The organism is Streptomyces sp. KR55, from assembly GCF_052245645.1.
GTDB lineage: Bacteria > Actinomycetota > Actinomycetes > Streptomycetales > Streptomycetaceae > Streptomyces > Streptomyces flavusporus.
On the sequence record NZ_JBQQCE010000113.1, the window covers coordinates 1 to 23,459 of the forward strand.

A 23,459-nucleotide genomic window follows, 5' to 3' on the forward strand; every position below is an offset into this window, starting at 1 on the left:
CCCGAGCCCTACACCGGCCGTGACGTCCTGGTCGTCGGCATCGGCAACACCGGCGCCGAGATCGCCGTCGACCTGGTCGAGGGCGGGGCGAAACGGGTACGGCTGTCCGTGCGCACGGCGCCGCACATCGTCCGCCGCTCCACCGCCGGCTGGGCCGCCCAGTACACCGGCGTCCTGGTGCGCCGGCTGCCGGTCGGCCTGGTCGACCGGCTCGCCCGCCCGCTGGCCGAGGTCAGCGTGCCGGACCTCTCCGCCCACGGCCTGCCCCGCCCCGGCACCGGCCTGTACAGCCGGGTCACCGAGGGCGCGATCCCGGTCCAGGATGTCGGCCTCATCGACGCGGTGCGCCAGGGCAAGGTCGAGATCGTCGCCGCCGTGGAGGCCTTCGAGGACGGCGAGGTACTCCTCGCCGACGGCAGCAGGATCGGCCCGGACGCCGTCATAGCGGCCACCGGCTACGTCCGCGCGCTGGAGCCCCTCGTCGGCCACCTCGACGTCCTCGACGACCGCGGCAGACCCGTCGTGCACGGCGCCCGCACCCCGAAGAACGCCCCTGACCTCTACTTCACCGGCTACACCAACCCCATCAGCGGCATGCTCCGTGAGCTGGCGATCGACGCGGAGAAGATCGCCCGGACCGTCGCCAAGAGAAGCGCCGGACGCGTGTCCCGCCTCCCCGGGTGACCACACCGCCCACGATTGCCGCTTGCACGCCTGTTCCTGACATTGCGTCAGTTCAGTAATCTGACACTGCGTCAGTTAGTTGTTGCTGGTGGCTGTCACACAGGAGCGGGCGGACCGATGCTTGGATCAACCCACGGCACTCTCACCACCGACTCCCGCCGGGCCCGGGCCATCGCCTGCGGTGAGCAGCGGCCCGGCCCCGCCGTGCACGGCCGTCCGGCCGACGTGGACGACCTCGATGTCAGCGGCCGTCCGCTGTACGCCGACGCCCCCGATCTGGACCGCTTCTTCCGCCCCGAGTCCGTCGCCGTGATCGGCGCCTCGGACGCCGACGGGCGTCCGAACACCGGCATCACACGGCAGTTGGTCGCGTGGGCCGGGCGGGTCGGGGCGCGACTGCATCCCGTGCACCCCACCCGCGGGTCCGTCTTCGGCATACCGTGTGCTCCTTCCGTCGCCGACCTGCCCGAGCAGGTGGATCTCGCCGTACTGCTGGTCGCCGACCCCCTTCCCGTGGTCGAGGAACTCGCCGAGGCCAAGGTGCGGTTCGCGGTCGCCTTCGCCTCCGGGTTCGCGGAGACGGGCGAGGAGGGCGCGGCCGCGCAGGACCGGCTCGCCGCGGCCGTCCGGCGGTCCGGGTTGCGACTGCTGGGGCCGAACACCAACCTCAACGCGTTCGAGGAGTTCCGGGACGATCTGGACGGGCCGGCGATCGCCCTGATCACCCAGTCCGGGCACCAGGGCCGTCCCGTCTTCGCCCTGCAGGAGCTCGGCATCCGCCTGTCCCACTGGGCGCCGACCGGCAACGAGGCCGACCTGGAGGCCGCCGACTTCCTCTCCTACTTCGCCGAACAACCGGAGGTCGGCGCCATCGCCGCCTACGTGGAGGGCCTGAAGGACGGCCGGTCCTTCCTGCTCGCCGCCGACCGGGCCGCCCGGCGCGGGGTGCCGGTCGTCGCGGTCAAGGTGGGCCGCACCGAGACCGGTTCCCGTACGGCCGCCTCGCACACCGGCAAGCTGACCGGCGCGGACGCGGTGGTGGACGCGGCGATGCGGCAGTACGGGGTGATCCGGGTCGACGGGCTCGACGAGCTGCAGGACACCGCCGCTCTGCTGGCCCGCGCCCGCCCGCCGCGCGCCGACGGTGTCGTCGTCTATTCGATCTCGGGTGGCACGGGCGCGCACGTCGCCGACCTGGCGGTGTCGGCGGGGCTGCGGCTGCCGGTGCTCTCCGAGGCCAGGCAGTCCGAGCTGCACCAGTGGATACCGGAGTACCTCAGCGTGGCCAACCCGGTCGACAACGGCGGTCACCCGGTGGGCGACTGGCGCGGGCGGAAGATCATCGACGCGATCCTGGACGACCCCGAGGTCGGGGTGCTGATCTGTCCGATCACCGGGCCCTTCCCGCCCTTGAGCGACCGGCTCGTGCGGGACCTGGTGGACGCGGCCGAGCGGACGGACAAGCTGGTCTGTGTGGTGTGGGGGTCGCCGGTCGGCACGGAACCGGCGTACCGCGAGGTGCTGCTGGGCTCCTCGCGGGTGGCCACCTTCCGCACGGTCGGCAACTGTCTCACCGCCGTCCGCGCCCACCTCGCCCACCACCGCTTCGTCCGTGACTACCGCTCCCCCTTCGACGAGGCGCCGCGCACCCCCTCGCCCTCCTTCCGCAAGGCGCGCGAACTGATGCGGCCCGGGCAGCGCTTGAGCGAGCATGCGGCCAAGCAGCTGCTGCGGGCGTACGGGATCCGGGTGCCGCGCGAGCAGCTGGTGACCAGCGCGGCGGCGGCCGTCCGGGCGGCGGGGCTGGTGGGCTACCCGGTGGTGATGAAGGCGTCCGGCGCGCAACTCGCCCACAAGACGGAGCTCGGCCTGGTGAAGATCGGGCTGACCTCCGCCGCCCAGGTCCGCGACGCCTACCGCGAGCTGACCGACATCGCCCACTACGAGGGCGTCTCGCTGGACGGCGTCCTGGTGTGCCAGATGGTCGAGCAGGGCGTCGAGATGGTCGTCGGCGTCACCCACGACGACCTCTTCGGGCCGACCGTGACCGTCGGGCTCGGCGGTGTGCTCGTGGAGGTGCTGCGGGACGCGGCGGTGCGCGTGCCGCCGTTCGGCGAGGACCAGGCGCGGGACATGCTCGGCGACCTGCGCGGGCGGGCTCTGCTGGACGGGGTGCGGGGGCGGCCGCCGGCCGATGTCGACGCGCTCGTCGAGGTGATCCTGCGGGTGCAGCGCATGGCGCTGGAACTCGGGGACGAGCTGGCCGAGTTGGACATCAACCCGCTGATGGTGCTGCCCAGGGGGCAGGGGGCGGTGGCGCTGGACGCGTTGGCGGTGTGCCGGTGAGAACTGCACGGAGAGTGCCGTGTCGGCGAGGATCGCCGCATGGACCCCGACGCCCGGAACCAGTTCGGGTACCTCCCCGTGGTCCTGGCGGCGAGGAGCGGCCCGCAGCCCTACCCGGAGATCATCGACCTGCTGCCGCGCGGGGCCGACCCCGACGCCGAGATGAAGGGCAGATCCGCCCGCGCATGGCCGGCGCTGCCGCCGAGAACGGAGCATGACCGTGCCCGAGCCGTCGATACACCACCGGACTGAACAGCACGTCACCCACCTCACCCTCAACCGCCCCGAAGCCCTCAACGCCCTCACCCCGAACATGCGCGACCAGCTGATCGCCCTGCTCGCCGACGCCTCCGCCGACCCGGACGTACGAGCCGTCGTCCTCACCGGCACCGGACGCGGTTTCTGCGCGGGCGCCGACCTGCGGGGCAGTGCGGCGGCCGGGGAACGGATCGCCGGCGATGTGTCCCGGACGCTCCGTCTCGGGGCCCAGCGCCTGATCGCCGCCGTCCTCGACTGCGAGAAGCCCGTGATCGCCGCCGTGAACGGCACGGCGGCGGGCCTCGGTGCTCATCTGGCGTTCGCCTGCGACCTCGTACTCGCCGCGGAACCGGCCAAGTTCATCGAGGTGTTCGTACGCCGGGCCCTCGTACCGGACGGCGGCGGTGCGTACCTTCTCCCCCGCGTGATCGGGCCGCAGCGCGCCAAGGAGCTGATGTTCTTCGGCGACGCGCTCACCGCCACGGACGCCGAACGCCTCGGCCTGGTCAACCGGGTCGTGCCGGACGGGGAGTTGGACAAGACGGCCGGCGAGTGGGCGGCCCGCCTCACCGTCGCCCCCACCCGCGCCCTCGCCCTCACCAAGCAACTCGTCAACGCCTCCCTCGACACCGACCGCGCCACGGCCTTCGCCGCCGAGGCCGCCGCCCAGGAGATCAACATGACGACGGAGGACGCCCGGGAGGGCCTGGCGAGTTTTGTGGAGCGCCGGAGCCCTCAGTACCGAGGGCGGTGAAGGCGGCCGTCAGTCCCGCCGTCGAGTCCGACGACCACACCGTCCCGCTCCTCGGGGCCCTCCACGCCGTCGGAGTCGTGAAGGCCTCGGTGTCGAGGAACCACGTGCCGGTACCGTCGCACACCACGAATGCCCGGTCGCTGTTTCCCCACCCCATGAGGCGGAGCGTACGCCGGGGCCTGGCGAGGTCCGCCACGAGGCTTCCTATCTGACGGTTCGTCAGCTTCAATGGTGAACGTGATGGGACAAGCAGGGACCGCCGAAGCCGCTGTCCGTTACCTCAGGTCGGCCGGGACCCACGGTCCCGTGGAGGCGTTGCCGCGCCCGGAGTTGCGCTGTGTCCGCGAGGACGAGCGGGCGCCCGTGGACCAGCAGGAGTTCCGCCGCGTCCTCGGACACTTCGCCACCGGTGTCACGGTCGTCACCGCGCCCGCCGCCGACGGCCCCGCCGGTTTCGCCTGCCAGTCCTTCTCCTCCCTCTCCCTCGACCCACCCCTCGTCGCCTTCATGGTCGGCCGTACGTCGACGACCTGGCCGCGCATCGCCCGCGCCGGCGTCTTCTGCGTCAACGTTCTGAGCGCGGGCCAGGGCGAGCTGTGCCGGGGCTTCTCGGTGAGCGGCGGAGACAAGTTCGCGGGGGTCGCGTACGACACCGCGCCCGTCTCCGGCTCACCCCGCCTCGCGGGCACCCTCGCGTGGGTCGACTGCACGATCCACGCGGTGCACACGGGCGGGGATCACCTCATCGTGGTGGGGCGGGTGGCGACGCTGGGCATGGGCGACAACGAGGACAGGGCGCCTCTGCTGTTCCACAAGGGGCGATTCCGCTGAGGCCTCTCCGCCAGAACTTCCCCTGGGCAGACCAGCGAGGCTAGGGGATGGCCAGCTCGGCCCAGATGGTCTTCCCGGACGAGGTGTACCGCGTGCCCCAGCGCTGGGACACCTGGGCGACAAGGAACAGGCCGCGGCCTCCCTCATCGTCCCGACGCGCTCGCCGCAGGTGAGGTGCGGTGTGCGCATTGTCGGAGACCTCGCACAGCAGGGAGCGGTCCCTGATCAGCCTCAGCATGACCGGTCCGGTGGCGTACCGGATGCTGTTGGTGACCAGCTCGCTCACCACGAGTGCGGCGCTGAATGACAGTTCGGGCAGACCCCAGGTCTCCAACTGGCGCTCGGTGACTGCGCGGGCGTGAGCCACCATGGCCGGGTCGGACGGCAGCTCCAGATCCGCCACATGGTCGACGTCGAGCCGCCGGGTGCGGACGAGCAGCAGCGTGGCATCGTCCGCCTGTGGTCCGGGCGGCAGGGTCGACAGCGCCCGGTCACACAGTTCCTCCAGTGGGCTTCGTTGCCAGGTGAGCACATGGGCAAGGCGGTCGATTCCGGTGTCGATGTCGGTGCGCCGGTCCTCCACGACGCCGTCGGTGAAGAACGCCACTATGCTGCCGTCGGACAAGCTCAGCTCCACGTTCTCGTAGGGCAGGCTGCCCAGCCCCAGGGGCGGTCCCGGCGCCAGCGCAGACAAGGCCACCGAGCCGCTCGCATCGGCCACGAGCGGCGGGGGATGGCCCGCGCTCGCCCAGACGCAGCGGCCGCTGACCGGGTTGTAGATCGCGTACAGGCAGGTCACCCCGAGCCCCTCGTCGCTCAGCCCGTCATCCGCGTGGGGTTCCGAGTCCTGCGCGACCAGGCCGTCCAGCCGGGTGAGCAGCTCGGCCGGGTCCAAGTCCAGCAGGGCCAGGGTCCGTACGGTGGCGCGCAGTCGGCCCATGGTCGCGGCCGCGTGCACGCCGTGGCCCACCACGTCGCCGACCGTCAGGCCCACTCTGGCACCGGACAGCGGGATCAGGTCGAACCAGTCGCCGCCCACGCCCACGCGGCTGTCGGCAGGCAGGTAGCGGTACGCCACGTCGACCGCGCTCTGCTCAGGCAGGTGCTGTGGCAGCAGGCTTCGCTGCAGTACCAGGGCTGCCGCCTGCTGGCTGGTGTAACGGCGGGCGTTGTCGATGCCGACGGCGGCTCGCTCGGCCAGTTCCACGGCGAGCGTCTGCTCCTCGGGACCAAAGGGGTCGGGGTTGCTGCTGCGCCGAAAGGTGGCAAGGCCCAGGACTGCATCGCGGGTGAGCAGCGGGACGAAGAGGCAGGAGTGCGAGGCGGCCGATCCCGTCTCACCTGGTGCCTCGGGCGGGGAGGCGTCGACGACGAGGCGGCTGGTGGCCAGACTCAGAGCCTGCGGTGACGATGGTGGGTAGGAGACGGGAGTGGTCCGGAAGTCTTCCGGGGTCCGGCCGTGCATCCGCAGTAGATTGTGCCCCGGCGCCGAGCCCGTCGGCGGCTGCCGTCCCTCGATGACCGCCGGCGGCAGGTCCACCAGCACCTCGTCGGCCAGCTGCGGTACCGCCACGTCGGCAAGCTCCGCAGCTGTGCGGCGCACGTCCAGCGAGGCGCCGATGCGCTTTCCTGCCCGCACCAGCAGCGACAGTCGTTCCTGGGCGCGGTAGCGGTCGGTGATGTCCAGGGACTCCTCGAACAGCCCCAGCGGTTCGCCTCGGGCGTCCACCAGCGGGTGGTACGAGCAGGACCAGACGTGCTCGCGCACCGGGTCGGCGGGGGCGCGCCCGCGATAGTGCATGCCCATGATCGGTTCCCCCGTCGCCATCACGTGCTCCATCACCTGGTCTTCGTCCGGGTGGTGGTGGCGGGAGATGAATTCGCCTTCAGGAAAGAGATCCGCGGCCGGTCGGCCGATGTACTGGGCAATCCCCGCGAGCTCCACATCGGTGGAGACGTTCCCCCAGACGACCCGCTTGTCGGTGTCGAAGATCGTCAGGCCCACGGGAGACTCGGTCGCCAGTCCCTGCAGCATCGCCAGCTGCGCCTCCCAGCCGCGCAGCGCCTCCAGGTCGGCCGCGACCACGACGGTCGCAGCGACGCCCTGGGTCACGAGCGGGCTGAATGTCACGGCCGCGCGCAGTACGCGTCCGTCCCGACAGCAGAGCTCCAAGACGGTGCTGCGGGGCTTGTGCGCTTTGCAGAGGGCGGACAGTCGCTGCCCGGGGGTCGCCGCCAGCAGCCGGGCGGCCGACTGACCGAGCACGTCCTCGGATGGGTGTCCGAGGAGGCGCTGAGCCGAGGATCCCCACCCGGAAATGCGGCCGTCGGCGTCCAGTACTGCGGCGGCGGCCTTGGAGAGCTCCAGAGGGCTGTGGAAATCGACGTTGGCCGCCTTCGGAAAACGATCCATGGCACCGCTTCCCTTCGTGCACCCTCAGCATCCCGTGCCGCACGACGGACGACAACCGCACGCGCGATTGCCACCTGCGCGCGGGCGAGCTCGATCCAGAACCCGGAGCGCCGTTCGGCCGACAGCTCTTTGGGCGGCTTCGATTCGCCGGCGATATCGAGGGCACGACCGACGTGCTCGTCTCCGAGGCTGACTGTGCCCTGCCCCTGCTCGAACGGTTCGCCGCCGCTCTCGGCATGCGCCTCCACGTCGGATTGGAACCACTCGACCGCGCCAGTTGACGTCACGACCTCAGGCCACCGCGACGGCCCCCGCCACCGGCCGTCGCCGGATCACCAGCGCCATCAGCGCCGCCGCCGCGCACAGCGCTCCCGACGCGACCCAGACCATGTCGTACGACCCGAAGACGTCCCGCGCCACACCGCCGAGGAAGGCCACGAGCGCCGCGCCGACCTGATGGGAGGCGAGGACCCAGCCGAAGACGATCGCGCTGTCGTCGCCGTACTGCTCGCGGCACAGCGCCACGGTGGGCGGGACGGTGGCGACCCAGTCGAGGCCGTAGAAGACGATGAAGAACAGCATCGGGGGGTGGACGCTCGGCGCGAGCAGCATGGGGAGGAACAGGAGCGAGATGCCGCGCAGGGCGTAGTAGACCGCGAGCAGGCGGCGCGCGTCGAAGCGGTCGGTGAACCAGCCCGAGGCCACCGTGCCGACCACGTCGAACACCCCGATGACCGCGAGCAGCGAGGCCGCCGTGGTGACGGGCATGTGCTCGTCGTGGGCGGCCGGCACGAAGTGGGTCTGGATCAGGCCGTTGGTGGAGGCGCCGCAGATCGCGAAGGTGCCGGCGAGCAGCCAGAACGGGCCGGTGCGGGCCGCCTTCAGCAGCACGGTGACCGCCCGGCGCGCGGCGCCCGGCACGGGCTCCGGCTTGGGCACGAACTCCTTCGCCCCGTACGGCTTCAGGCCCACGTCGGCCGGGTGGTCGCGCAGCAGCAGCCAGACGAAGGGGACGACCGCGAGGGCCGCCAGGGCCACCGTCACCGCGGCCGGGCGCCAGTCGTGCGTCTCGACCATCCAGGACAGCACGGGCAGGAAGATCAGCTGGCCGGAGGCCGAGGCGGCCGTGAGGATGCCGGTGACCAGGCCGCGCCGCTCGGTGAACCAGCGGTTGGTGACCGTCGCCGCGAACGCCAGCGCCATCGAGCCGGACCCCAGCCCGACCAACAGGCCCCAGCACAGCAGCAGCTGCCAGGCCGCCGTCATCCACACCGTCAGCCCCGAGCCGAGCGCGATCACGGTCAGCGCCACGGCGACGACCCGCCGGATGCCGAAGCGGTCCATCAGCGCGGCCGCGAAGGGGGCGGTGAGCCCGTACAGCGCGAGGTTGATCGAGACCGCGGCGCCGATCGTGCCGCGCGACCAGCCGAACTCCTGGTTCAGCGGGTCGATGAGCAGGCCGGGCAGGGAACGGAAGGCGGCCGCGCCGATGATGGTCACGAAGGTGACGGCGGCGACGAACCAGGCACGATGCACTGACATTTTGCGGCTCCGCCGCGGGCGCCGCTTCTTGCTGGTACCGGATTCCTCTACGGCTGTGGTGGCGTCGGTTGTCTGGGTCACGCCATAGAGCATCCGGTCTGCGATCACTCCGATCGAGTGGCCCGAAGGACAGCATTCACTAGGATCGGGCCATGACCATCGAGCGGCACACCGAGCAGCACACCGGGGAAGACTTCCGTCCGCACCGCGTCGTCGTCCTCGCCATGGACGGCGCGCTGCCCTTCGAGCTGGGCATCCCGCACCGCATCTTCGGACGCCCCAAGGACGCCGCGGAGCGCCATCTGTACGAGGTCGTCACCTGCTCGATCCGGCCGCCGGGCCCGGTCCGGACGGACGCCGACTTCGACATCATGGTCGCGAACGGCCCGGAGACCCTGGCCACCGCCGACACTGTGATCGTCCCGGCGTCGTACGAACTCGGCCCGGTCTTCGAGCAGGGCGTGCTCACCCCCGAGCTGGCCGCCGCGCTCGCGCACATCCGCCCCGGCACCCGGCTCGCCTCCATCTGCACCGGCGTCTACGTCCTCGCCGCCGCCGGCCACCTCGACGGCCGGCCCGCCACCACCCACTGGGCCGACGCCGAGCGCCTCCAACGCCTGTTCCCGCAGATCAAGGTGGACGCCGACGTCCTGTACGTCGACGACGGCGACGTCCTGACCTCCGCGGGTGTCGCGGCCGGCGTCGACCTGTGCCTGCACATCGTGCGCCGCGACCACGGCACCGCCGTCGCCAACGACGTGGCCCGCCGCACGGTCGTACCGCCGCACCGCGAGGGCGGCCAGGCGCAGTTCATCCAGCGCCCGGTGCCGGAGCCGCAGCTGGCCACCACGACCACGGCCCGCGCCTGGGCCCTGGGCCGCCTCCACGAGCCGATCCAGCTGCGCGACATGGCGGACCAGGAGTCCATGTCGGTCCGCACCTTCACCCGCCGCTTCCGCGAGGAGGTCGGCATCAGCCCGGGCCAGTGGCTCATCCAGCAGCGGGTGGAACGCGCCCGGCACCTGCTGGAGACCACCGGCCTCTCCGTCGACCAGGTCGCCCGGGACGCCGGCTTCGGCACGGCCCAGTCGATGCGGCAGCACCTACAGGCGGCGCTCGGTGTCACACCCTCCAGTTACCGGCGCACCTTCCGCGCCGGCAGTGACGGTGTCAACGGGCATATCCCCAGCGGCACTTGAGCGGTCCCGCCGGACCTCTCCCCACCAGCCGAGCGCCGTCAGCAGCAGGGTCAGCACCACACCGGCCAAGATGGCCGTGGACGGCGCAACCAGCTGGAGCAGGCCGCCGGCGAGGGAACCGGTCGCCGCGTACCCCGCGCCCGCGGCCGCGTACATCACGGAGTAGCCCGCGGCCAGGACACCCGGTGGCACGGCCTCGCGCAGGGACAGGTTGCGGGTGATCAGCGCGCCCGACTGAAGCGTGCCCGCCAGGACGAGGGCGACCGCGATCCCGGCCGCCCCCGGTATCAGTGCGGCGAGGGTCACGAAGACCGACATGCCGCACATCAGCACCACACTGCGCGCCCGGAGCCGCCCCGGCCACGGCCGGAGGCCGTACAGGAACGCGCCGACCGCCGCTCCCACCGCCAGCCCCGCCAGCATCGGCCCGGACCAGCCGACACCGATACCGCGCTGCTCCAGCAGGGCGGGCAGGGTGAGTTCGGCCAGGCCGAGCAGGGTGAGACTGGCCGCGCCCGTGACGTACACCGGCCAGGCGCGTATCAAGACCCTGAACCGCCCTGCCTCCCCACCCTGCTCCCCCTTGCCCCAGCCGGCCGGCAGCAGCCAGTGGCCCGCGATCGACGACGCCATCAGGGCGGCCCCGAGGAGCAGCGGCACCCGTGGCGCCACCCCGAGGGCGAGGCCGGCGACCGCGACGGGGGAGACGGCCCATACGCCCGACATCAGCATCGACTCGGCGGACAGCGCCTGCGCCACGGCACGCTCCGGGACCAGCGAGGTCAGCAGCGCCCGCTGCCCGCCGGCCGCAGCGGCGGGAGCCGCACCGGCCAGGAACGCGAACGCCCCCAGCACGACGGGGTGTGCCCCGGCCAGCACCCCGAGCCCCGCGAACCCCACCGCCCCGCCCGCGAGCCCGAAGGCCAGGTGCCGACGGCCGCGCGCCGGGTCCAGCCGCATTCCGAGCACCGGCGCCCCGATGATCTCGCCGATCACATAGGCCGCCGCGAGCGCCGCCCCCAGCGAATAGCCACCGGGCCGCTCCCGCACCAGGAACACCAGGGCCAACGGCGCCATGGCGACCGGCATACGGGAGGCGACGGCGGTGCAGGCCCAGATCAGGACCTGCTTGGAGGCCACGTCTCGATAGGTCATGCGTCGACGCTAAGGGCTGGGACCGACAGCGCCCCAGGAGTTTTCCGGCGCCTGTGGAAAACCCCTGGCATGTTCAGAAGGTCAGCACCCCCCGAGCCACCTTCCCCGCCTCCGCATCCGCCGCCGCCCGCTCGAACTCCTCAACGGGATAGGTCTGCGTCACCAGCTCGTCGAGCAGCAGCCGCCCGTCCCGGTACAACTGGGCGTACAGCGCGATGTCCCGCTGCGGACGCGAGGACCCGTAACGGCACCCCAGGATCGACTTGTCCAGGAACATGGACGCCACGACGAAGGACGCCTCCGCTCCGGCCGGCGGCATACCGAGCAGGACCGCCTGCCCATGCCGGTCCAGCAGACCGACCGCCTGCCGGACGAGCTCCACCCGCCCGACGCACTCGAAGACATGGTCCGCCCCCGTGGGCAGCAGCTCCCGCACCCCCTCCGTCGAGGTCAGGAACTCGGTCGCCCCGAACTGCCGCGCCACCGCCTCCTTGGCCGGATTGGCATCGACGGCGACGATCCGCAGCGCACCCGCGATCCGCGCCCCTTGAAGCACATTGAGTCCGATCCCACCGGTCCCGATCACGACCACGCTGTCCCCGCGGTCCACCTTCGCCCGGTTGAGCACGGCCCCGACCCCGGTCAGCACCCCGCACCCGATGAGCGCGGCCGAAGGCATGGAAATGTCCTTCGGAATACGAACCACCTGCACGGCCTTGACCACGGTCCGCTCGGCGAACGCCGAGTTGCACGCGAACTGGAAGACAGGACGCCCACCTTGCGTGAACGGCTGCCCGGGCCGGCCGATCGCCCGCCGGCACATGGTCGGCCGCCCCCGGTCACAATCCGCGCACGTACCGCAGTTGGCAAGCGTGGACAGAGCCACATGATCCCCGACCGAGACATGCGTGACCCCGTCCCCCACCGCCTCCACCACCCCCGCCCCCTCATGCCCCAACACCACAGGCACAGGGAAGGGAATGGTCCCGTCCACCACGGACAGATCGCTGTGGCACAGCCCGGCCGCCGAGATCGCGACCCGCACCTCACCGGGTCCGGGATCCCGTACCTCCAGGTCGTCCACGACCTCGACCCGCTGCCCGTCGAACAGTACGCCCCGCATCACACCGCCCCCTCAGCCCTTCGGTTCCCTCGGCAGGCCGAGCGCGCGCTCGGCGATGATCGTGCGCTGGATCTGGTCCGAGCCGCCGTAGATGGTGTCGGCCCGGGAGAACAGGAACAGGTGCTGCATCGCGTCGAGTTCGTACGACGCCGAGTCCGACCAGTCCGCCGGACCCACCCCGGCCGCCGCACCCCGCACCTGCATCGCCAGCTCTCCGAGCCGCTGGTGCCAGCCGCTCCACAGCAGCTTGGCCACGTTCGACGCGCCCGCATCCGCCGAACCGCCCAGTGTCCGCAGGGCGTTCCACCGCATCGTCCGCAGCTCCGCCCACTGCCGGACGAGCCGCTCCCGTACAACCGGATCGGCCACCGCGCCTGAGGCGAGGGCCACCCGCACCACCCGCCCCAGCTCCTCGGCGAACCCGATCTGCTGGGCCAGCGTCGAGACCCCGCGTTCGAACCCGAGCAGGCTCATCGCGACCCGCCAGCCGTCGCCCTCGCCGCCGACGACATGCTCCACGCGCGCGTGCGCCCCGTCGAAGAACACCTCGTTGAATTCGCTCGTGCCGGTCATCTGGCGGATCGGGCGGACCTCGATCCGGCCCGGCTGGTCCATGGGCACCAGCAGGAAACTGAGCCCGTGGTGGCGTCGCGAGCCGGGTTCGGTGCGGGCCAGCACGAAGCACCAGTCCGCCTCGTGGGCGAGCGAGGTCCAGATCTTCTGGCCGGTGATCCGGTACGACGTGCCGCCCGGCTCGCGTACGGCCGTCGTGCGCACCCCGGCCAGGTCCGAGCCGGCGTCCGGCTCGCTGTAGCCCTGGCACCACAGTTCGTCCCCGGCGGCGATCGGGGGAAGGAAGCGGGCCTTCTGCTCCGCTGTGCCGTGGGCGATGAGGGTGGGGGCGAGGAGGTTCTCGCCGATGTGGCCGGAGCGCGGCGGTGCGGGCGAGCGGGCGTACTCCTCGGCCCAGGCGACCTGTTGGGTGAGGGTGGCGGTGCGGTTGCCGTAGCCGGGTTCGGGCCAGCCGAGACCTATCCAGCCGGATTTGCCGAGGGTGCGTTCCCAGGTACGGCGGTCCGGGCCGCCGTCGGCATGGGCAGCGAGCCATTCTCGCGCCTCGGCTCGAAATGCCTCGTCCTCTACCGTGAATCCAAAGTCCACGGGGTCTCCTCTCAGCATGGGGTGCGTCCAGCGACCCAGGGGCGCGGGGCTGTATCGACATGCGGCTCCTCCCCCACTCTCGGCTGCGCTCGAGCGGGGGGACCCCCACCGCGGGCCCGACCAGCCACAACGAACCCGAAGCCGCCGTACAACGCATCCCCCCGAGCTACTGGGCGTTCGGCCGGCCCCCCTCTCGCGCCGCCCTCTCCATCCCCGCCAACTGCGACAGCATCGGCATCGGATCCACCCCCACCGTCCCCGGCAGGAAGTCCGCGATGCGTTCCGGCGTCCAGGAGCCCTCGGCGTACGCGGCGCGCAGCTCCCTCGGCTGGGCCCAGACGGCGATCTTCGGGCCGGCGATCGTGTACACCTGCCCGGTGATGCCGGCGTCCCGCGCCCGCTCCGACAGCAGGTAGGCCACGAGCGCGGCGACGTCCTCCGGTTCGCCGATCTCCGCCAGCTCCATCGGCACGTTCGCCGACATCCGTGTACGGGCCACGGGCGCCACGGCATTCGCGGTCACCCCGTACTTGTGCAGGCCGAGCGCAGCGCTCCGTACCAGCGAGATGATTCCGCCCTTGGCCGCGCTGTAGTTGGCCTGCGAGACGGACCCCTGATGGTTGCCGCTGGTGAAGCCGATCAGGGTCCCCGACCGCTGCTTGCGCATCACCGCCGAGGCTGCCCGGAACACCGTGAACGTCCCTTTGAGGTGGGTGGCGACGACCGGGTCCCACTCCTCCTCGGTCATGTTGAACAGCATCCGCTCGCGCAGGATCCCGGCGACGCATACGACGCCGTCGAGCCGTCCGTACGACGACAGCGCCGCGTCGACCACCCGCTGACCACCGGCCATCGTGGAGATGTCGTCGGCCACCGCGACCGCGTCGCCGCCCGCCGCCTCTATCTCCTTGACCACGGCCTCGGCGACCTCGCTGGTCGGGGAGGCGCCGTCGACGGCCACCCCGTAGTCGTTGACGACAACGCGCGCTCCCTCGGCGGCCGCCGCGCGCGCGACCGCCCGCCCGATGCCCCGTCCGGCCCCGGTCACGGCGACGACCTTGCCGGCCAAGAAGTTCCCCACGCCCGGCCCCTTCCCGCAGTTTCTGACGACCCGTTAGATTTTTGTCCCGCCAGACGCCTGGAGACAAGCCCCGGGGAGGGCTCATGTCACTGCCGGTCGAGTTCCACGACATCGCGGGGCGCGTGAACAACTGGGGCCGCTGGGGGGCGGACGACGAGCGGGGGACGCTCAACCTGATCACCGACGAGGTCGTCCGCGCGGCCGCCGCCGAGGTCCGCACGGGGCGCCGCGTCCCCCTCGCCCTGCCCCTGCAACAGGACGGCGTGCAGACCGGGATGATCCCCGGGCGGGTCAATCCCCTGCACGTCATGGTGCAGATCAACCAGGAGCTGTTCGGGCCGGGCACGGTCGCGTGCAGCGACGACGCCGTGACCATGGGCCTGCAGGCGGCGACCCACTGGGACGCGCTGACCCACGTCTCGCACTCGGGCAGGCTCTACAACGGCCGCCCGGCCGGCACCATCACCGCGCACGGCGGGGCGGAGTTCGGCGGTATCGACAAGGCGCGGCACATCGTCTCGCGCGGGGTGCTCCTGGACGTCGCCCGCGCGCGCGGGACGGACCGGCTCCCGGGCGGGCATGCGGTCACTCCGGAGGATCTGGACGCGGCCGAGGAACTCGCCGGTACGCGCGTGCGGGCCGGCGACATCGTCCTCGTACGGACCGGGCAGGTGCAGGTCTGTCTCGCCGGTGACAAGCACGGATACGGGTTTCCGTCGCCGGGTCTGTCGATCCGGACGCCGGAGTGGTTCCACGCGCGCGAGGTGGCGGCCGTGGCGAACGACACGCTCACGTTCGAGATATTTCCGCCCGAGATCGAGAATCTCTGGCTTCCCGTGCATGCGCTGCACCTGGTGGAGATGGGGATGCCGCAGGGTCAGAACTGGAATCTCGAAGAGTTGTCCACAGCCTGTGGAGAAACAGGCCGCTACACGTTCCTGCTGTCGGCGATGCCCGAACCGTTCGTCGGCGCGACCGGGACACCGGTGGCACCGGTCGCGATCCTGTAGGTGATCCGGGGATGAGTCCGGCTGGCGACGCGACAGCGCCCGCCCCGAGCACCGCACCACGCGCCGCCATCCGACTCCGGCGTACCCTCCCCCGCTCTCGGCTTCTCCCCCACGCTCGGCTTCGTTCGCGCGGGGGGGACCACCATGAGCGGGAGGGACCCCCGTCGGTCCCTTTGCCCCTGAGAGAACCGACGCCGAATCGCGACCCGCACTCGTCGAGGGCTCCCGTCACCGAAACCCTCGTCGTCCCCTCGCGGCGAATCGCTGACCAACAGCGTGATCAACCCGTCACGTGACGTCAACACCCGTTCGGAGATTTATGACTTACGCCCTTTTTGACACAGGCACGCATGGAAGCACATCCGGGCGCGCCACCCCTCACCCCGACCCGAAAAGCCCGGCGCCGCTGCAACCGTGCCCCCGACCTGCCCCGCCCCCGACCCGACCTGCCCCGACCTCTGCGGAAACCGGCACAACCGGACCCGGTCGCCTCACACCGCCTCGTAGGCCAGCCCCTCGTACCCTTCGAAGCCCTCGTATCCGGAAGCCCGGCCGCCCCCGCATGCCACCGCGGCCGTCCGGGACTCGGCGCAGCTGTCCAGTTCGCACCAGATGTGCTTGCCGGCGCCCTCGGGGCTCCAGCCCCAGCGGTCGGCGAGGCCGTCGACGAGCGCCAGGCCGCGGCCGCCGGTCTCTTCGTCGTCCACCCACCGGGGCAGCGGGGCCCGTGTGCTGCCGTCGGCCACCTCCAGGCGAACGGTGGCCGGTTCGGCGGTCGGCTGGGGCAGGGACAGCCTCAGAACGGCCGGACAGCCGGTGTGCACCACGGCGTTGGTGACCAGTTCGGAGACGAGCAGGACCAGGGTCTCGGCAAGCGGTTCGTCGGCCTCTATACCGGACCCGGCGAGTCGTGAACGCGTCCATCTGCGGGCGCGCCCCACCTCCGCGGGGTCGGGCCGGATCTCCAGCTGCATTTGAAGCACCTGCACCGCTCACACCATCCGAACCGGTGGACACAAAGGCTCGCGCCTCACGAGGGCCACGATCGTAGCCATTTTCTGCATGACCAGAACAACAGCGAGGGCAGGGTTCACGGAACGTGATTCCCTTACCAACCAGCATGGTTGACGTACAGTCACCCCAACAAGCGCTTCGGGCATATTCCAGCGCGAAGGAGTACCCGTGCGGCATACTGTGCGACGCTCGTCGCGGGGGGTCGAACAGGCGGTGGAACAGGGCCTTCCCGCCGGGCGAGCAGCGGCGCGCACTGCTGGATCCGGAGCCGCCCCAGGGGCAACACCGGCACGACTCGCGCTCGGAACCACTCGCATCCCACACAAGGTACCGGAGCGGACCTTCGACTCCGGGACGTGACGAGTCACACCTGGGACACAAGGCGATATCAACGCTCAGTGATACCGGTATGCCACAATCCGCGACACGCGCGGCGGCCTGTTCACCGAGTCCGCAGCCCAGCGCCGTGTCCGTCCACCCCGGTTGACAGGTCCTGCGCCAAGAGCTCCTCACTCTCCGTGCCATCGCCCGCACGATGGGTTCGCACCCAGGCGCGCTTCAGATGCAGATGCACCTCCGCCTCCCAGGTGAAGCCCATGCCGCCGTGCACCTGAAGGCAGTTGCGGGCACCGCGCACGGCCGCCTCGTCGGCGAGCAGCCGGGCCGCGGCGATGTCCACGGGGTCGGCGGTGACGGCCGCCGCGTACACGGCGGCGCGGGCCACCTCCACGCGCACCAGCATCTGCGCACACAGGTGCTGTACGGCCTGGAAGGCGCCGATCGGACGCCCGAACTGCTCGCGGGTACGGGCGTGTTGCACCGCGAGCTCACAGGTGCGGGCGGCGCTGCCGAGCTGCTCGGCGGCGGTCAGGAGCACGGCCATCGAATCCGCCGTGCCCAGGGGGGTCGGCTTCGCGTGCAGGGGCGTGCGCGAACCCTTCGCCTCAGGCGGCCTCGCCGCGCCGCGCACGCCCGCCACCACCGCGGCCCCAGCCGCCTCCGGCACATGGTGCAGCGGCGTGAGCGGGTCCACCGACCGCACGGGTACTGCCCCATCCACATCCCCGCGCACGACGTCGGCCTGCGTCAGCCACTCCACCAGCCCGCTGCCGTCGACCGCCGCCACGACGACCGACCCGTCGGCCGCCCCCGGCACCGCGCCCGCCGCGAGATGCGTGGCCAGCAACGGGCCCGGCAGCAGGGCCCGTCCGGCCTCTTCGAAGGCCAGCACGGCCTCGGCCGGCCCGAGTCCGACCCCGCCGTCCGCCTCGGGCAGTCGTAGCGCGAAGAACCCCACCGCGCCCAGCTCGCGCCACAGCCCCCGGTCCAGGACGGGCGCTTCCACGGCCGCCCGGAGCGCCTCGCCGTCGAAGCGCCGCGCGAGCAGCTGCCGTACGGCGTCCCGCAAAGCCCGCTGTTCCTCGGTCAGTTGGAAGCGCACGTCAGCGTCCCTTCGGCAGCCCGAGGATCCGTTCGGCCACGATGTTGTGCTGGATCTGCGAGGTGCCGGCCGCGATGGTGTACGACAGCGACGACAGCCGGTCGAGCACCCAGGGCCGGTCCAGGTCGAGCGACTCGGCGCCCAGGACGTCGGCCGCGGCGTCGTACAGCTCCTGACGTGCGTGCGAGTACCTCAGTTTGAAAACCGAACCTCCCACGCCGGGCACCCCGCCCGACACCTCCGCCTCACTCACGTTCCACTGGGTCAGCCGCCACAGCGCCCGGAACTCCGCGTTCAGCCGCCCGAGTCGCCGCCGCAGCACCGGATCGTCCCAGCGTCCGTTCGCGCGCGCCTGCCGGGCCAGCTCCCCCAGTACGCGCCGACAGGCCACCACCTCGCCCACGAACGCCGTCCCCCGCTCGAACGACAGCGTCACCATGGTCACCCGCCAGCCGTCGTTCTCGTCCCCGACCCGGTTGGCGACCGGCACGCGCACGTCGTCGAGGAACACCTCGGCGAACTCGGCCGACCCCGCGAGCGTCCGCAGCGGCCGTACGGTGATGCCCGGCGCGTCCATGGGCATGGCCAGCCAGGTGATCCCACGGTGCCTGGGCGCCTCCGGGTCCGTCCGTACCAGCAGTTCGCACCAGTCGGCGACTTCGGCATGCGAGGTCCAGATCTTGGACCCGCTCACCACGTAGTCGTCGCCGTCCCTACGCGCGCGCGTGCGCAGGGCCGCGAGGTCGGATCCGGCGTCCGGTTCGCTGAAGCCCTGGCACCACACCTCCTCGCCGCGCAGGATGGGCGGCAGCCAGCGCGCCCGCTGCCCGGCCGTGCCCTCGGCCGCGATGGTCGGCCCCGCGTGCAGCAGCCCGACGAAGTTGGCCCCCACATAGGGGGCGCCCGCCTTTTCCGTCTCCTCCAGGAAGATCAGCCGCATGGTCGGGGAGGCGTCCCAGTGGACGTCGGCGTATCCGGCGTCGTACAGCATCCGCTGCCACCCGAGGTCGTAGGCCCGCCGGGCGGGCCAGTCGTCGGGGGACGGTTTCGGGGGCAGCGTGGGCAGCACCTTGCCCAGCCACTCCCGCAGACGCTCCCGGAAGTCCTCCTCCTCGGGCGTGTACGACAGGTCCATCAGCGGTCCAGGTCGAGATCCAGCATGCGGATCGCGTTGCCCCGCATCAGCTTGTACACCGTCTCGTCGTCGAGGCCCTTGACGTGGTCGAGGGCCACCTCCCTGGTGTGCGGGAAGGTGGAGTCGACGTGCGGATAGTCGGTCTCGAAGGTGGCGTTGTCCCGTCCCACGACGTCCAGCGAGGCGATGCCGTGCTTGTCGCGGAAGAAGCAGCAGTAGATCTGCCGGTAGTAGTACGTCGACGGCGGCTCCGGGATGGTGTCGCGGACGCCGCCCCAGGCACGGTGCTCCTGCCAGACGTCGTCGGCGCGTTCCAGGGCGTACGGGATCCAGCCCATCTGCCCTTCGGAGTAGGCGAGTTTGAGCGTCGGGAACTTCACGAGCACGCCGCTGAACAGGAAGTCCATCATCGAGGCCATGGCGTTGTTGAAGGACAGCGAGGCCTGGACGGCGGGCGGGGCGTCGGGAGACGCGGCCGGCATCTGCGAGGACGAACCGATGTGCATGTTGACGACCGTCCCGGTCTCCTGGCAGACCGCGAAGAAGGGGTCCCAGTAGCCGGAGTGGATGGACGGCAGCCCCAGATAGGTGGGGATCTCGGAGAAGGTCACCGCCCGCACTCCGCGGGCCGCGTTCCGCCTGATCTCCGCGACCGCGAGGTCGATGTCCCACAGCGGGATCAGGCACAGCGGGATGAGCCGGCCGCCGCTGTCCCCGCACCACTCCTCGACCATCCAGTCGTTGTAGGCGCGCACACAGGCCAGCGCGACCTCCTTGTCGTGCGCCTCGGCGAAGGTCTGTCCGCAGAAGCGCGGGAAGGTCGGGAAGCAGAGGGACGCCTCGACGTGGTTGAGGTCCATGTCCCTGAGCCGCTCGGCGGGGTCCCAGCAGCCCGGCCGCATCTCCGCGCGCGTGATGCCCTCCAGGGTCATCTCGTCGCGGTCGAAGCCGACGGCGGCGATGTTGCGCTTGTACGGGAACTTCAGGTCCTCGTAGATCCACCAGTCGGTGGGCGGGCCGTCCGGGTCCATGGTGATCTGGTACTTGCCGCCGACGTAGGCGAGTTCGCCGATCCCGGCGGTGAGGGGCTTGGGGCCGCGGTCGCGGTACTTCTTCGGCAGCCAGGTCTCGAAGAGGTGCGCGGGTTCGATCACATGGTCGTCGACGCTGATGATGCGGGGCAGTTCGGTCATGGGTCCCCTCCGCGGAGATACGGATCTGATGCTCCGTCAGATAGCGCGCTGAGGGAAGGCTAGTCCCGCACCCCTGGACCGACAAGGCACCGAGCCCTACGCTCACCCCACTATCTGACTAGCCGTCAGCTGAACAGGGGGCCGACGTGACCGACACCGCGCACGCGCTCAGCACCTCCCGCACCCTCTGGGACCTGCTCGTCCGCCGCGCCGACCGCACCCCCGAGCACCCCGTCCTGCTCCAGGACGACCGCTCGGTGAGCTTCGGTGCGCTGCGTGACCGCGCCGAGCGGGCGGCGGCCGGTCTGTACGGCATGGGGGTGCGCCCCGGCACGGTCGTCGCCTGGCAGCTCCCCACCCGCATCGAGACGGCGGTGCTGTCCTTCGCGCTGGCCCGCCTGGGTGCCGTACAGACGCCGCTCATCCCGTTCCTGAGGGACCGCGAGGTCGGCTTCGCGCTGCGGGAGTCGCGGGCCGAGTACCTCGCCGTACCGGGCGAGTGGCGCGGCTTCGACCACACGGAGATGGCCCGCCGGCTCGGCGCGAAGGGGGTCTTCGAGGCGTACGACGATCTGCCCGACGGCGATCCGGCCGTGCTGCCCCCGCCGCCGGCGCAGGGCACGGAGGTCCGCTGGATCTACTGGACCTCCGGCACGACCTCGGAGCCCAAGGGCGTCCTGCACACGGACCGTTCGCTGATCGCGGGCGGCTCCTGCCTGGCGCACGCCCTGCGGCCCACCGCCGGGGACGTGGGGTCGATCGCGTTCCCGTACGCGCACATCGGCGGCCCCGACTACATGGTGATGCTGCTGCTGTACGGCTTCCCCGCGGTGCTGGTCGAGCAGTTCGCGCTGCCTCAGGCGCTGGCGGTGTACCGCAGGCACGGGGTGACGCTGGCGGGCGGATCGACGGCGTTCTACTCGATGTTCCTGGCCGAGCAGCGCAAGCAGCCGGACACGCCGGTCGTGCCGACCCTGCGGCTGCTGGCCGGCGGTGGGGCGCCGAAGCCGCCGGAGGTCTACCACGCCGTCGTACGCGAGATGGGGGTGCAGCTCACCCACGGCTACGGGATGACCGAGGTCCCGATGATCACGATGGGGGCGCCGGACGACACGCCCGAGAACCTGGCCACCACGGAGGGCCGCCCGCCGGACGGCATGGAGATACGGATCGTCGACGGGGAGGTGCGGCTGCGCGGGGAGGCCGTGTGCCGGGGCTATCTGGATCCTGCGCAGACGGCGGAGGCCTTCGACGCGGAGGGCTTTCTGCGCACCGGCGACCTCGGGCATCTGACGGAGAGCGGGCATCTGGTGCTCACCGGCCGCCTCAAGGACGTGATCATCCGCAAGGGCGAGAACATCTCGGCCAAGGAGATCGAGGACCTGCTGCACCGGCATCCGGCGGTCGCGGACGCGGCGGTGATCGGGCTGCCGGACGCCGAACGCGGTGAGCGGGTCTGCGCGGTGGTCGAACAGCCGTCGGGGGCCGACGCGTTGACCCTGGAGGCGGTGACGTCGCATCTGCGCGCGGAAGGGCTGTCCGTGCACAAACTGCCGGAGCAGTTGGAGGTGGTGGACGCCCTTCCGCGGGGCGAGACGCTGCGCAAGGTGCTGAAGTACAAGCTGCGGGAACGCTATTCGGGCACGGTGAAGTAACGGGCGAAAGCGGGCACGATCTCCACCTCGCTCACCTTGCCGTCACCGTCCGTATCGAGGGCGCCGGCCGCGGAGTGCGCGATGTTCTCCGGCACGCCGAGTACCTTCAGGACGCGTGCGGTGTCCGCGACGGTGGCGGCTCCGTCGCCGTCGGTGTCCGCCACGGCGATGGCGGCGTGCAGGAACGGGCGGGCGATCTCGGCGAACCGGTCCGGGTTGTCACGCAGTCGCTTGACCGCGCCGTTCACGAACTCCTCGCGGGTGATCCGCTGGTCACCGTCCCGGTCCGCAATCCCGGCCATGCCCTGCCAGAAGGCCTCGGCGCCGACGTACAGCGCCTGCCCCTTGTCGGACCGGGCCGCGGTGCCGAACTCCGCGAGCAGCGCCTTGGCCGCACCGCTGAAGTCCTCGCGGTCGATGTAACCGTTGCCGTCCTGGTCGAAGGTGGCGAACCGGGCCGCAATCCTGCGCTCGTACTCGCTGCTGACCATGTCTTTTCGGGCCGCCTCACGTCATCTCGGGGTGCATCTCGCACGGAGCGTACGACGTCGGGGGCGGTCCCGGAGCGGGAAACCGACGGTTGTGCCAAGACCGGGGGAATTCTGGAACAACGATGTGAACGACGTGGCAGAGGTCACGCCGAGAGGGGACGCGTCTCGTCGGACGTCGCGGACGGCAGATCCGCGTGCACGTCGAACAGCCTGCGCACGCCCAGCGCGCCGAGGACGCGGTTGACATGGGAGCCGTCGGCCGCCCCCTGAGCCGGAAGTATCAGACGGAGCCGTCCCTGGCAGGAGCGCAGCAGACGGCGGGCGGCGATGAGCACGCCGACACCGCTGGAATCGCAGAACCAGACCTCGGAGAGGTCGAGGACGAGACTGTGGCGGCCCTCGGCCACCAGGTCGTGCACCCGCTGACGCAACACGGGTGACGTCACCAGGTCCAGCTCGCCCGACACCTGGAGCACGGCCCATCGGCCCTGCTCGCCGCCGGTCACATTGAACGCCACCACCATGCCCTTCGCTCGCCGAAACGGAAGCAACCCCTACGCTTCCTCGCAGCGCGGCTGCCCAGCGGCCGTTCCCTGAAACACCTCACTGAAAACGAAACCCGAACGAAAAAGGCTCGTTTCAGTCGCATTCGATCCTGTTCGATCAGGCCTGAGCGCATGGTGACGGGGTAGACGCGGCGTAAGTCCACTATCACCAGCGGCTTGTCGGGGAGCGCACATTGCCACAAAGGGGCGTGCGCTGTCGGACGTGCCGACTACATTCGAGGTGGCGACGGACACACGCCGGACACCGGGACGGAGCACGGGGAGGGGGCCACATGGCGAAGAAGGACGCACCGCCCCGCTGGGACCGCAAGATGCAGCAGCGCCTCGCCCGCGGTGAGGCCGCCGCCCTCGGTGAGCTCTACGACCGGTTCGCCTCCCTCGTGCACGGCCAGGCCCACCGCGTACGC

The 23,459-nt window shown here is 71.3% G+C and carries 19 protein-coding genes and 2 pseudogenes; 9 read left to right on the plus strand and 12 right to left on the minus strand.

Annotated elements, in window-relative coordinates:
• The 5 genes and pseudogenes from ACTWQJ_RS18470 to ACTWQJ_RS18490 all read left to right on the plus strand — a co-directional run.
• Nucleotides 1–684 (plus strand): annotated as a pseudogene (locus tag ACTWQJ_RS18470) (NAD(P)/FAD-dependent oxidoreductase); the annotation flags it as partial.
• A gap of 117 nt (nucleotides 685–801) precedes the next feature.
• A complete protein-coding gene (locus tag ACTWQJ_RS18475; protein ID WP_443307725.1) occupies nucleotides 802–3,030 on the plus strand; it encodes an acetate--CoA ligase family protein in 2,229 nt (742 codons plus the stop codon).
• A 39-nt stretch (nucleotides 3,031–3,069) separates the two neighbouring features.
• Complete coding sequence (locus ACTWQJ_RS18480) at nucleotides 3,070–3,282, plus strand: hypothetical protein (protein ID WP_443307726.1); 213 nt, start codon at nucleotides 3,070–3,072, stop codon at nucleotides 3,280–3,282.
• Nucleotides 3,245–4,042 carry an enoyl-CoA hydratase/isomerase family protein gene (locus tag ACTWQJ_RS18485; RefSeq protein ID WP_443307727.1) on the plus strand — a complete coding sequence of 266 codons (798 nt, stop codon included), beginning with the start codon at nucleotides 3,245–3,247 and terminating at the stop codon, nucleotides 4,040–4,042. Before ACTWQJ_RS18480 ends, ACTWQJ_RS18485 begins: the two co-directional genes overlap by 38 nt.
• A gap of 240 nt (nucleotides 4,043–4,282) precedes the next feature.
• Nucleotides 4,283–4,873, plus strand: a complete 591-nt coding sequence (locus ACTWQJ_RS18490) for a flavin reductase family protein (protein WP_443307728.1) — start codon at nucleotides 4,283–4,285, stop codon at nucleotides 4,871–4,873.
• Nucleotides 4,874–4,913: 40 nt separating this feature from the next.
• Here ACTWQJ_RS18490 and ACTWQJ_RS18495 read toward each other — a convergent pair whose 3' ends face one another.
• Together ACTWQJ_RS18495 and ACTWQJ_RS18500 are read right to left on the minus strand one after the other, a co-directional pair.
• Nucleotides 4,914–7,286, minus strand: a complete 2,373-nt coding sequence (locus tag ACTWQJ_RS18495; RefSeq protein ID WP_443307729.1) for a SpoIIE family protein phosphatase — start codon at nucleotides 7,284–7,286, stop codon at nucleotides 4,914–4,916.
• 291 nt (nucleotides 7,287–7,577) lie between these two features.
• On the minus strand, nucleotides 7,578–8,909 hold the full coding sequence (locus ACTWQJ_RS18500; protein WP_443307730.1) for an MFS transporter: 1,332 nt from the start codon (nucleotides 8,907–8,909) through the stop codon (nucleotides 7,578–7,580).
• 71 nt (nucleotides 8,910–8,980) lie between these two features.
• On the opposite strand from ACTWQJ_RS18500, the gene ACTWQJ_RS18505 reads away from it, so the two are divergent.
• Nucleotides 8,981–10,027 carry a GlxA family transcriptional regulator gene (locus tag ACTWQJ_RS18505; RefSeq protein ID WP_443307731.1) on the plus strand — a complete coding sequence of 349 codons (1,047 nt, stop codon included), beginning with the start codon at nucleotides 8,981–8,983 and terminating at the stop codon, nucleotides 10,025–10,027.
• Here ACTWQJ_RS18505 and ACTWQJ_RS18510 read toward each other — a convergent pair.
• The 4 genes from ACTWQJ_RS18510 to ACTWQJ_RS18525 all read right to left on the minus strand — a co-directional run bounded on the left by ACTWQJ_RS18510 (nucleotide 9,932) and on the right by ACTWQJ_RS18525 (nucleotide 14,547).
• The gene (locus ACTWQJ_RS18510; RefSeq protein WP_443307732.1) at nucleotides 9,932–11,182 is read right to left on the minus strand and encodes an MFS transporter; all 1,251 of its coding nucleotides are present in this window, start codon (nucleotides 11,180–11,182) and stop codon (nucleotides 9,932–9,934) included. The two genes, ACTWQJ_RS18505 and ACTWQJ_RS18510, sit on opposite strands and share 96 nt — an antisense overlap.
• Nucleotides 11,183–11,255: 73 nt before the next feature.
• On the minus strand, nucleotides 11,256–12,305 hold the full coding sequence (locus tag ACTWQJ_RS18515; RefSeq protein ID WP_443307733.1) for a Zn-dependent alcohol dehydrogenase: 1,050 nt from the start codon (nucleotides 12,303–12,305) through the stop codon (nucleotides 11,256–11,258).
• A gap of 12 nt (nucleotides 12,306–12,317) precedes the next feature.
• A complete protein-coding gene (locus ACTWQJ_RS18520; RefSeq protein WP_443307734.1) occupies nucleotides 12,318–13,466 on the minus strand; it encodes an acyl-CoA dehydrogenase family protein in 1,149 nt (382 codons plus the stop codon).
• 166 nt (nucleotides 13,467–13,632) lie between these two features.
• Nucleotides 13,633–14,547: an SDR family NAD(P)-dependent oxidoreductase gene (locus ACTWQJ_RS18525; RefSeq protein ID WP_443307735.1), complete on the minus strand. Its 915-nt coding sequence runs from the start codon at nucleotides 14,545–14,547 to the stop codon at nucleotides 13,633–13,635.
• A gap of 83 nt (nucleotides 14,548–14,630) precedes the next feature.
• Here ACTWQJ_RS18525 and ACTWQJ_RS18530 point away from each other — a divergent pair, with 83 nt between their 5' ends.
• Entirely contained in the window at nucleotides 14,631–15,557 is a 927-nt protein-coding gene (locus ACTWQJ_RS18530) for a cyclase family protein (protein WP_443307736.1), read from the plus strand.
• Between the two features lie 491 nt (nucleotides 15,558–16,048).
• Here the strand turns inward: ACTWQJ_RS18530 and ACTWQJ_RS18535 are convergent, their stop codons facing one another.
• The 4 genes from ACTWQJ_RS18535 to ACTWQJ_RS18550 form a co-directional block, all read right to left on the minus strand.
• Nucleotides 16,049–16,531: an ATP-binding protein gene (locus ACTWQJ_RS18535; RefSeq protein ID WP_443307737.1), complete on the minus strand. Its 483-nt coding sequence runs from the start codon at nucleotides 16,529–16,531 to the stop codon at nucleotides 16,049–16,051.
• A gap of 482 nt (nucleotides 16,532–17,013) precedes the next feature.
• Nucleotides 17,014–18,012 (minus strand): acyl-CoA dehydrogenase family protein, encoded by a 999-nt coding sequence (locus ACTWQJ_RS18540; RefSeq protein ID WP_443307738.1) that lies wholly within the window; start codon nucleotides 18,010–18,012, stop codon nucleotides 17,014–17,016.
• 1 nt (nucleotide 18,013) lies between these two features.
• Entirely contained in the window at nucleotides 18,014–19,147 is a 1,134-nt protein-coding gene (locus ACTWQJ_RS18545) for an acyl-CoA dehydrogenase family protein (protein WP_443307739.1), read from the minus strand.
• Nucleotides 19,147–20,340 carry an amidohydrolase family protein gene (locus tag ACTWQJ_RS18550; protein ID WP_443307740.1) on the minus strand — a complete coding sequence of 398 codons (1,194 nt, stop codon included), beginning with the start codon at nucleotides 20,338–20,340 and terminating at the stop codon, nucleotides 19,147–19,149. Before ACTWQJ_RS18550 ends, ACTWQJ_RS18545 begins: the two co-directional genes overlap by 1 nt.
• A gap of 146 nt (nucleotides 20,341–20,486) precedes the next feature.
• On the opposite strand from ACTWQJ_RS18550, the gene ACTWQJ_RS18555 reads away from it, so the two are divergent.
• Nucleotides 20,487–21,995: a class I adenylate-forming enzyme family protein gene (locus ACTWQJ_RS18555; protein ID WP_443307741.1), complete on the plus strand. Its 1,509-nt coding sequence runs from the start codon at nucleotides 20,487–20,489 to the stop codon at nucleotides 21,993–21,995.
• Here the strand turns inward: ACTWQJ_RS18555 and ACTWQJ_RS18560 are convergent.
• Complete coding sequence (locus ACTWQJ_RS18560) at nucleotides 21,974–22,486, minus strand: EF-hand domain-containing protein (RefSeq protein ID WP_443307742.1); 513 nt, start codon at nucleotides 22,484–22,486, stop codon at nucleotides 21,974–21,976. The genes ACTWQJ_RS18555 and ACTWQJ_RS18560 overlap by 22 nt on opposite strands.
• Before the next feature lie 143 nt (nucleotides 22,487–22,629).
• Nucleotides 22,630–23,010, minus strand: a complete 381-nt coding sequence (locus ACTWQJ_RS18565) for an STAS domain-containing protein (RefSeq protein ID WP_443307743.1) — start codon at nucleotides 23,008–23,010, stop codon at nucleotides 22,630–22,632.
• A 314-nt stretch (nucleotides 23,011–23,324) separates the two neighbouring features.
• Between ACTWQJ_RS18565 and ACTWQJ_RS18570 the strand changes: the two are divergent.
• Nucleotides 23,325–23,459, plus strand: a pseudogene (locus ACTWQJ_RS18570) (RNA polymerase subunit sigma-70); the annotation flags it as partial.

Excerpts from the sequence above, each read along its gene's own strand:
- ACTWQJ_RS18475 (WP_443307725.1), top strand. The coding sequence starts at position 802 with ATGCTTGGATCAACCCACGGCACTCTCACCACCGACTCCCGCCGGGCC.
- ACTWQJ_RS18480 (WP_443307726.1), top strand. The coding sequence starts at position 3,070 with ATGGACCCCGACGCCCGGAACCAGTTCGGGTACCTCCCCGTGGTCCTG.
- ACTWQJ_RS18485 (WP_443307727.1), top strand. The coding sequence starts at position 3,245 with ATGACCGTGCCCGAGCCGTCGATACACCACCGGACTGAACAGCACGTC.
- ACTWQJ_RS18490 (WP_443307728.1), top strand. The coding sequence starts at position 4,283 with ATGGGACAAGCAGGGACCGCCGAAGCCGCTGTCCGTTACCTCAGGTCG.
- ACTWQJ_RS18495 (WP_443307729.1), bottom strand. The coding sequence starts at position 7,286 with ATGGATCGTTTTCCGAAGGCGGCCAACGTCGATTTCCACAGCCCTCTG.
- ACTWQJ_RS18505 (WP_443307731.1), top strand. The coding sequence starts at position 8,981 with ATGACCATCGAGCGGCACACCGAGCAGCACACCGGGGAAGACTTCCGT.
- ACTWQJ_RS18510 (WP_443307732.1), bottom strand. The coding sequence starts at position 11,182 with ATGACCTATCGAGACGTGGCCTCCAAGCAGGTCCTGATCTGGGCCTGC.
- ACTWQJ_RS18515 (WP_443307733.1), bottom strand. The coding sequence starts at position 12,305 with ATGCGGGGCGTACTGTTCGACGGGCAGCGGGTCGAGGTCGTGGACGAC.
- ACTWQJ_RS18530 (WP_443307736.1), top strand. The coding sequence starts at position 14,631 with ATGTCACTGCCGGTCGAGTTCCACGACATCGCGGGGCGCGTGAACAAC.
- ACTWQJ_RS18535 (WP_443307737.1), bottom strand. The coding sequence starts at position 16,531 with ATGCAGCTGGAGATCCGGCCCGACCCCGCGGAGGTGGGGCGCGCCCGC.
- ACTWQJ_RS18545 (WP_443307739.1), bottom strand. The coding sequence starts at position 19,147 with ATGGACCTGTCGTACACGCCCGAGGAGGAGGACTTCCGGGAGCGTCTG.
- ACTWQJ_RS18550 (WP_443307740.1), bottom strand. The coding sequence starts at position 20,340 with ATGACCGAACTGCCCCGCATCATCAGCGTCGACGACCATGTGATCGAA.
- ACTWQJ_RS18560 (WP_443307742.1), bottom strand. The coding sequence starts at position 22,486 with ATGGTCAGCAGCGAGTACGAGCGCAGGATTGCGGCCCGGTTCGCCACC.
- ACTWQJ_RS18565 (WP_443307743.1), bottom strand. The coding sequence starts at position 23,010 with ATGGTGGTGGCGTTCAATGTGACCGGCGGCGAGCAGGGCCGATGGGCC.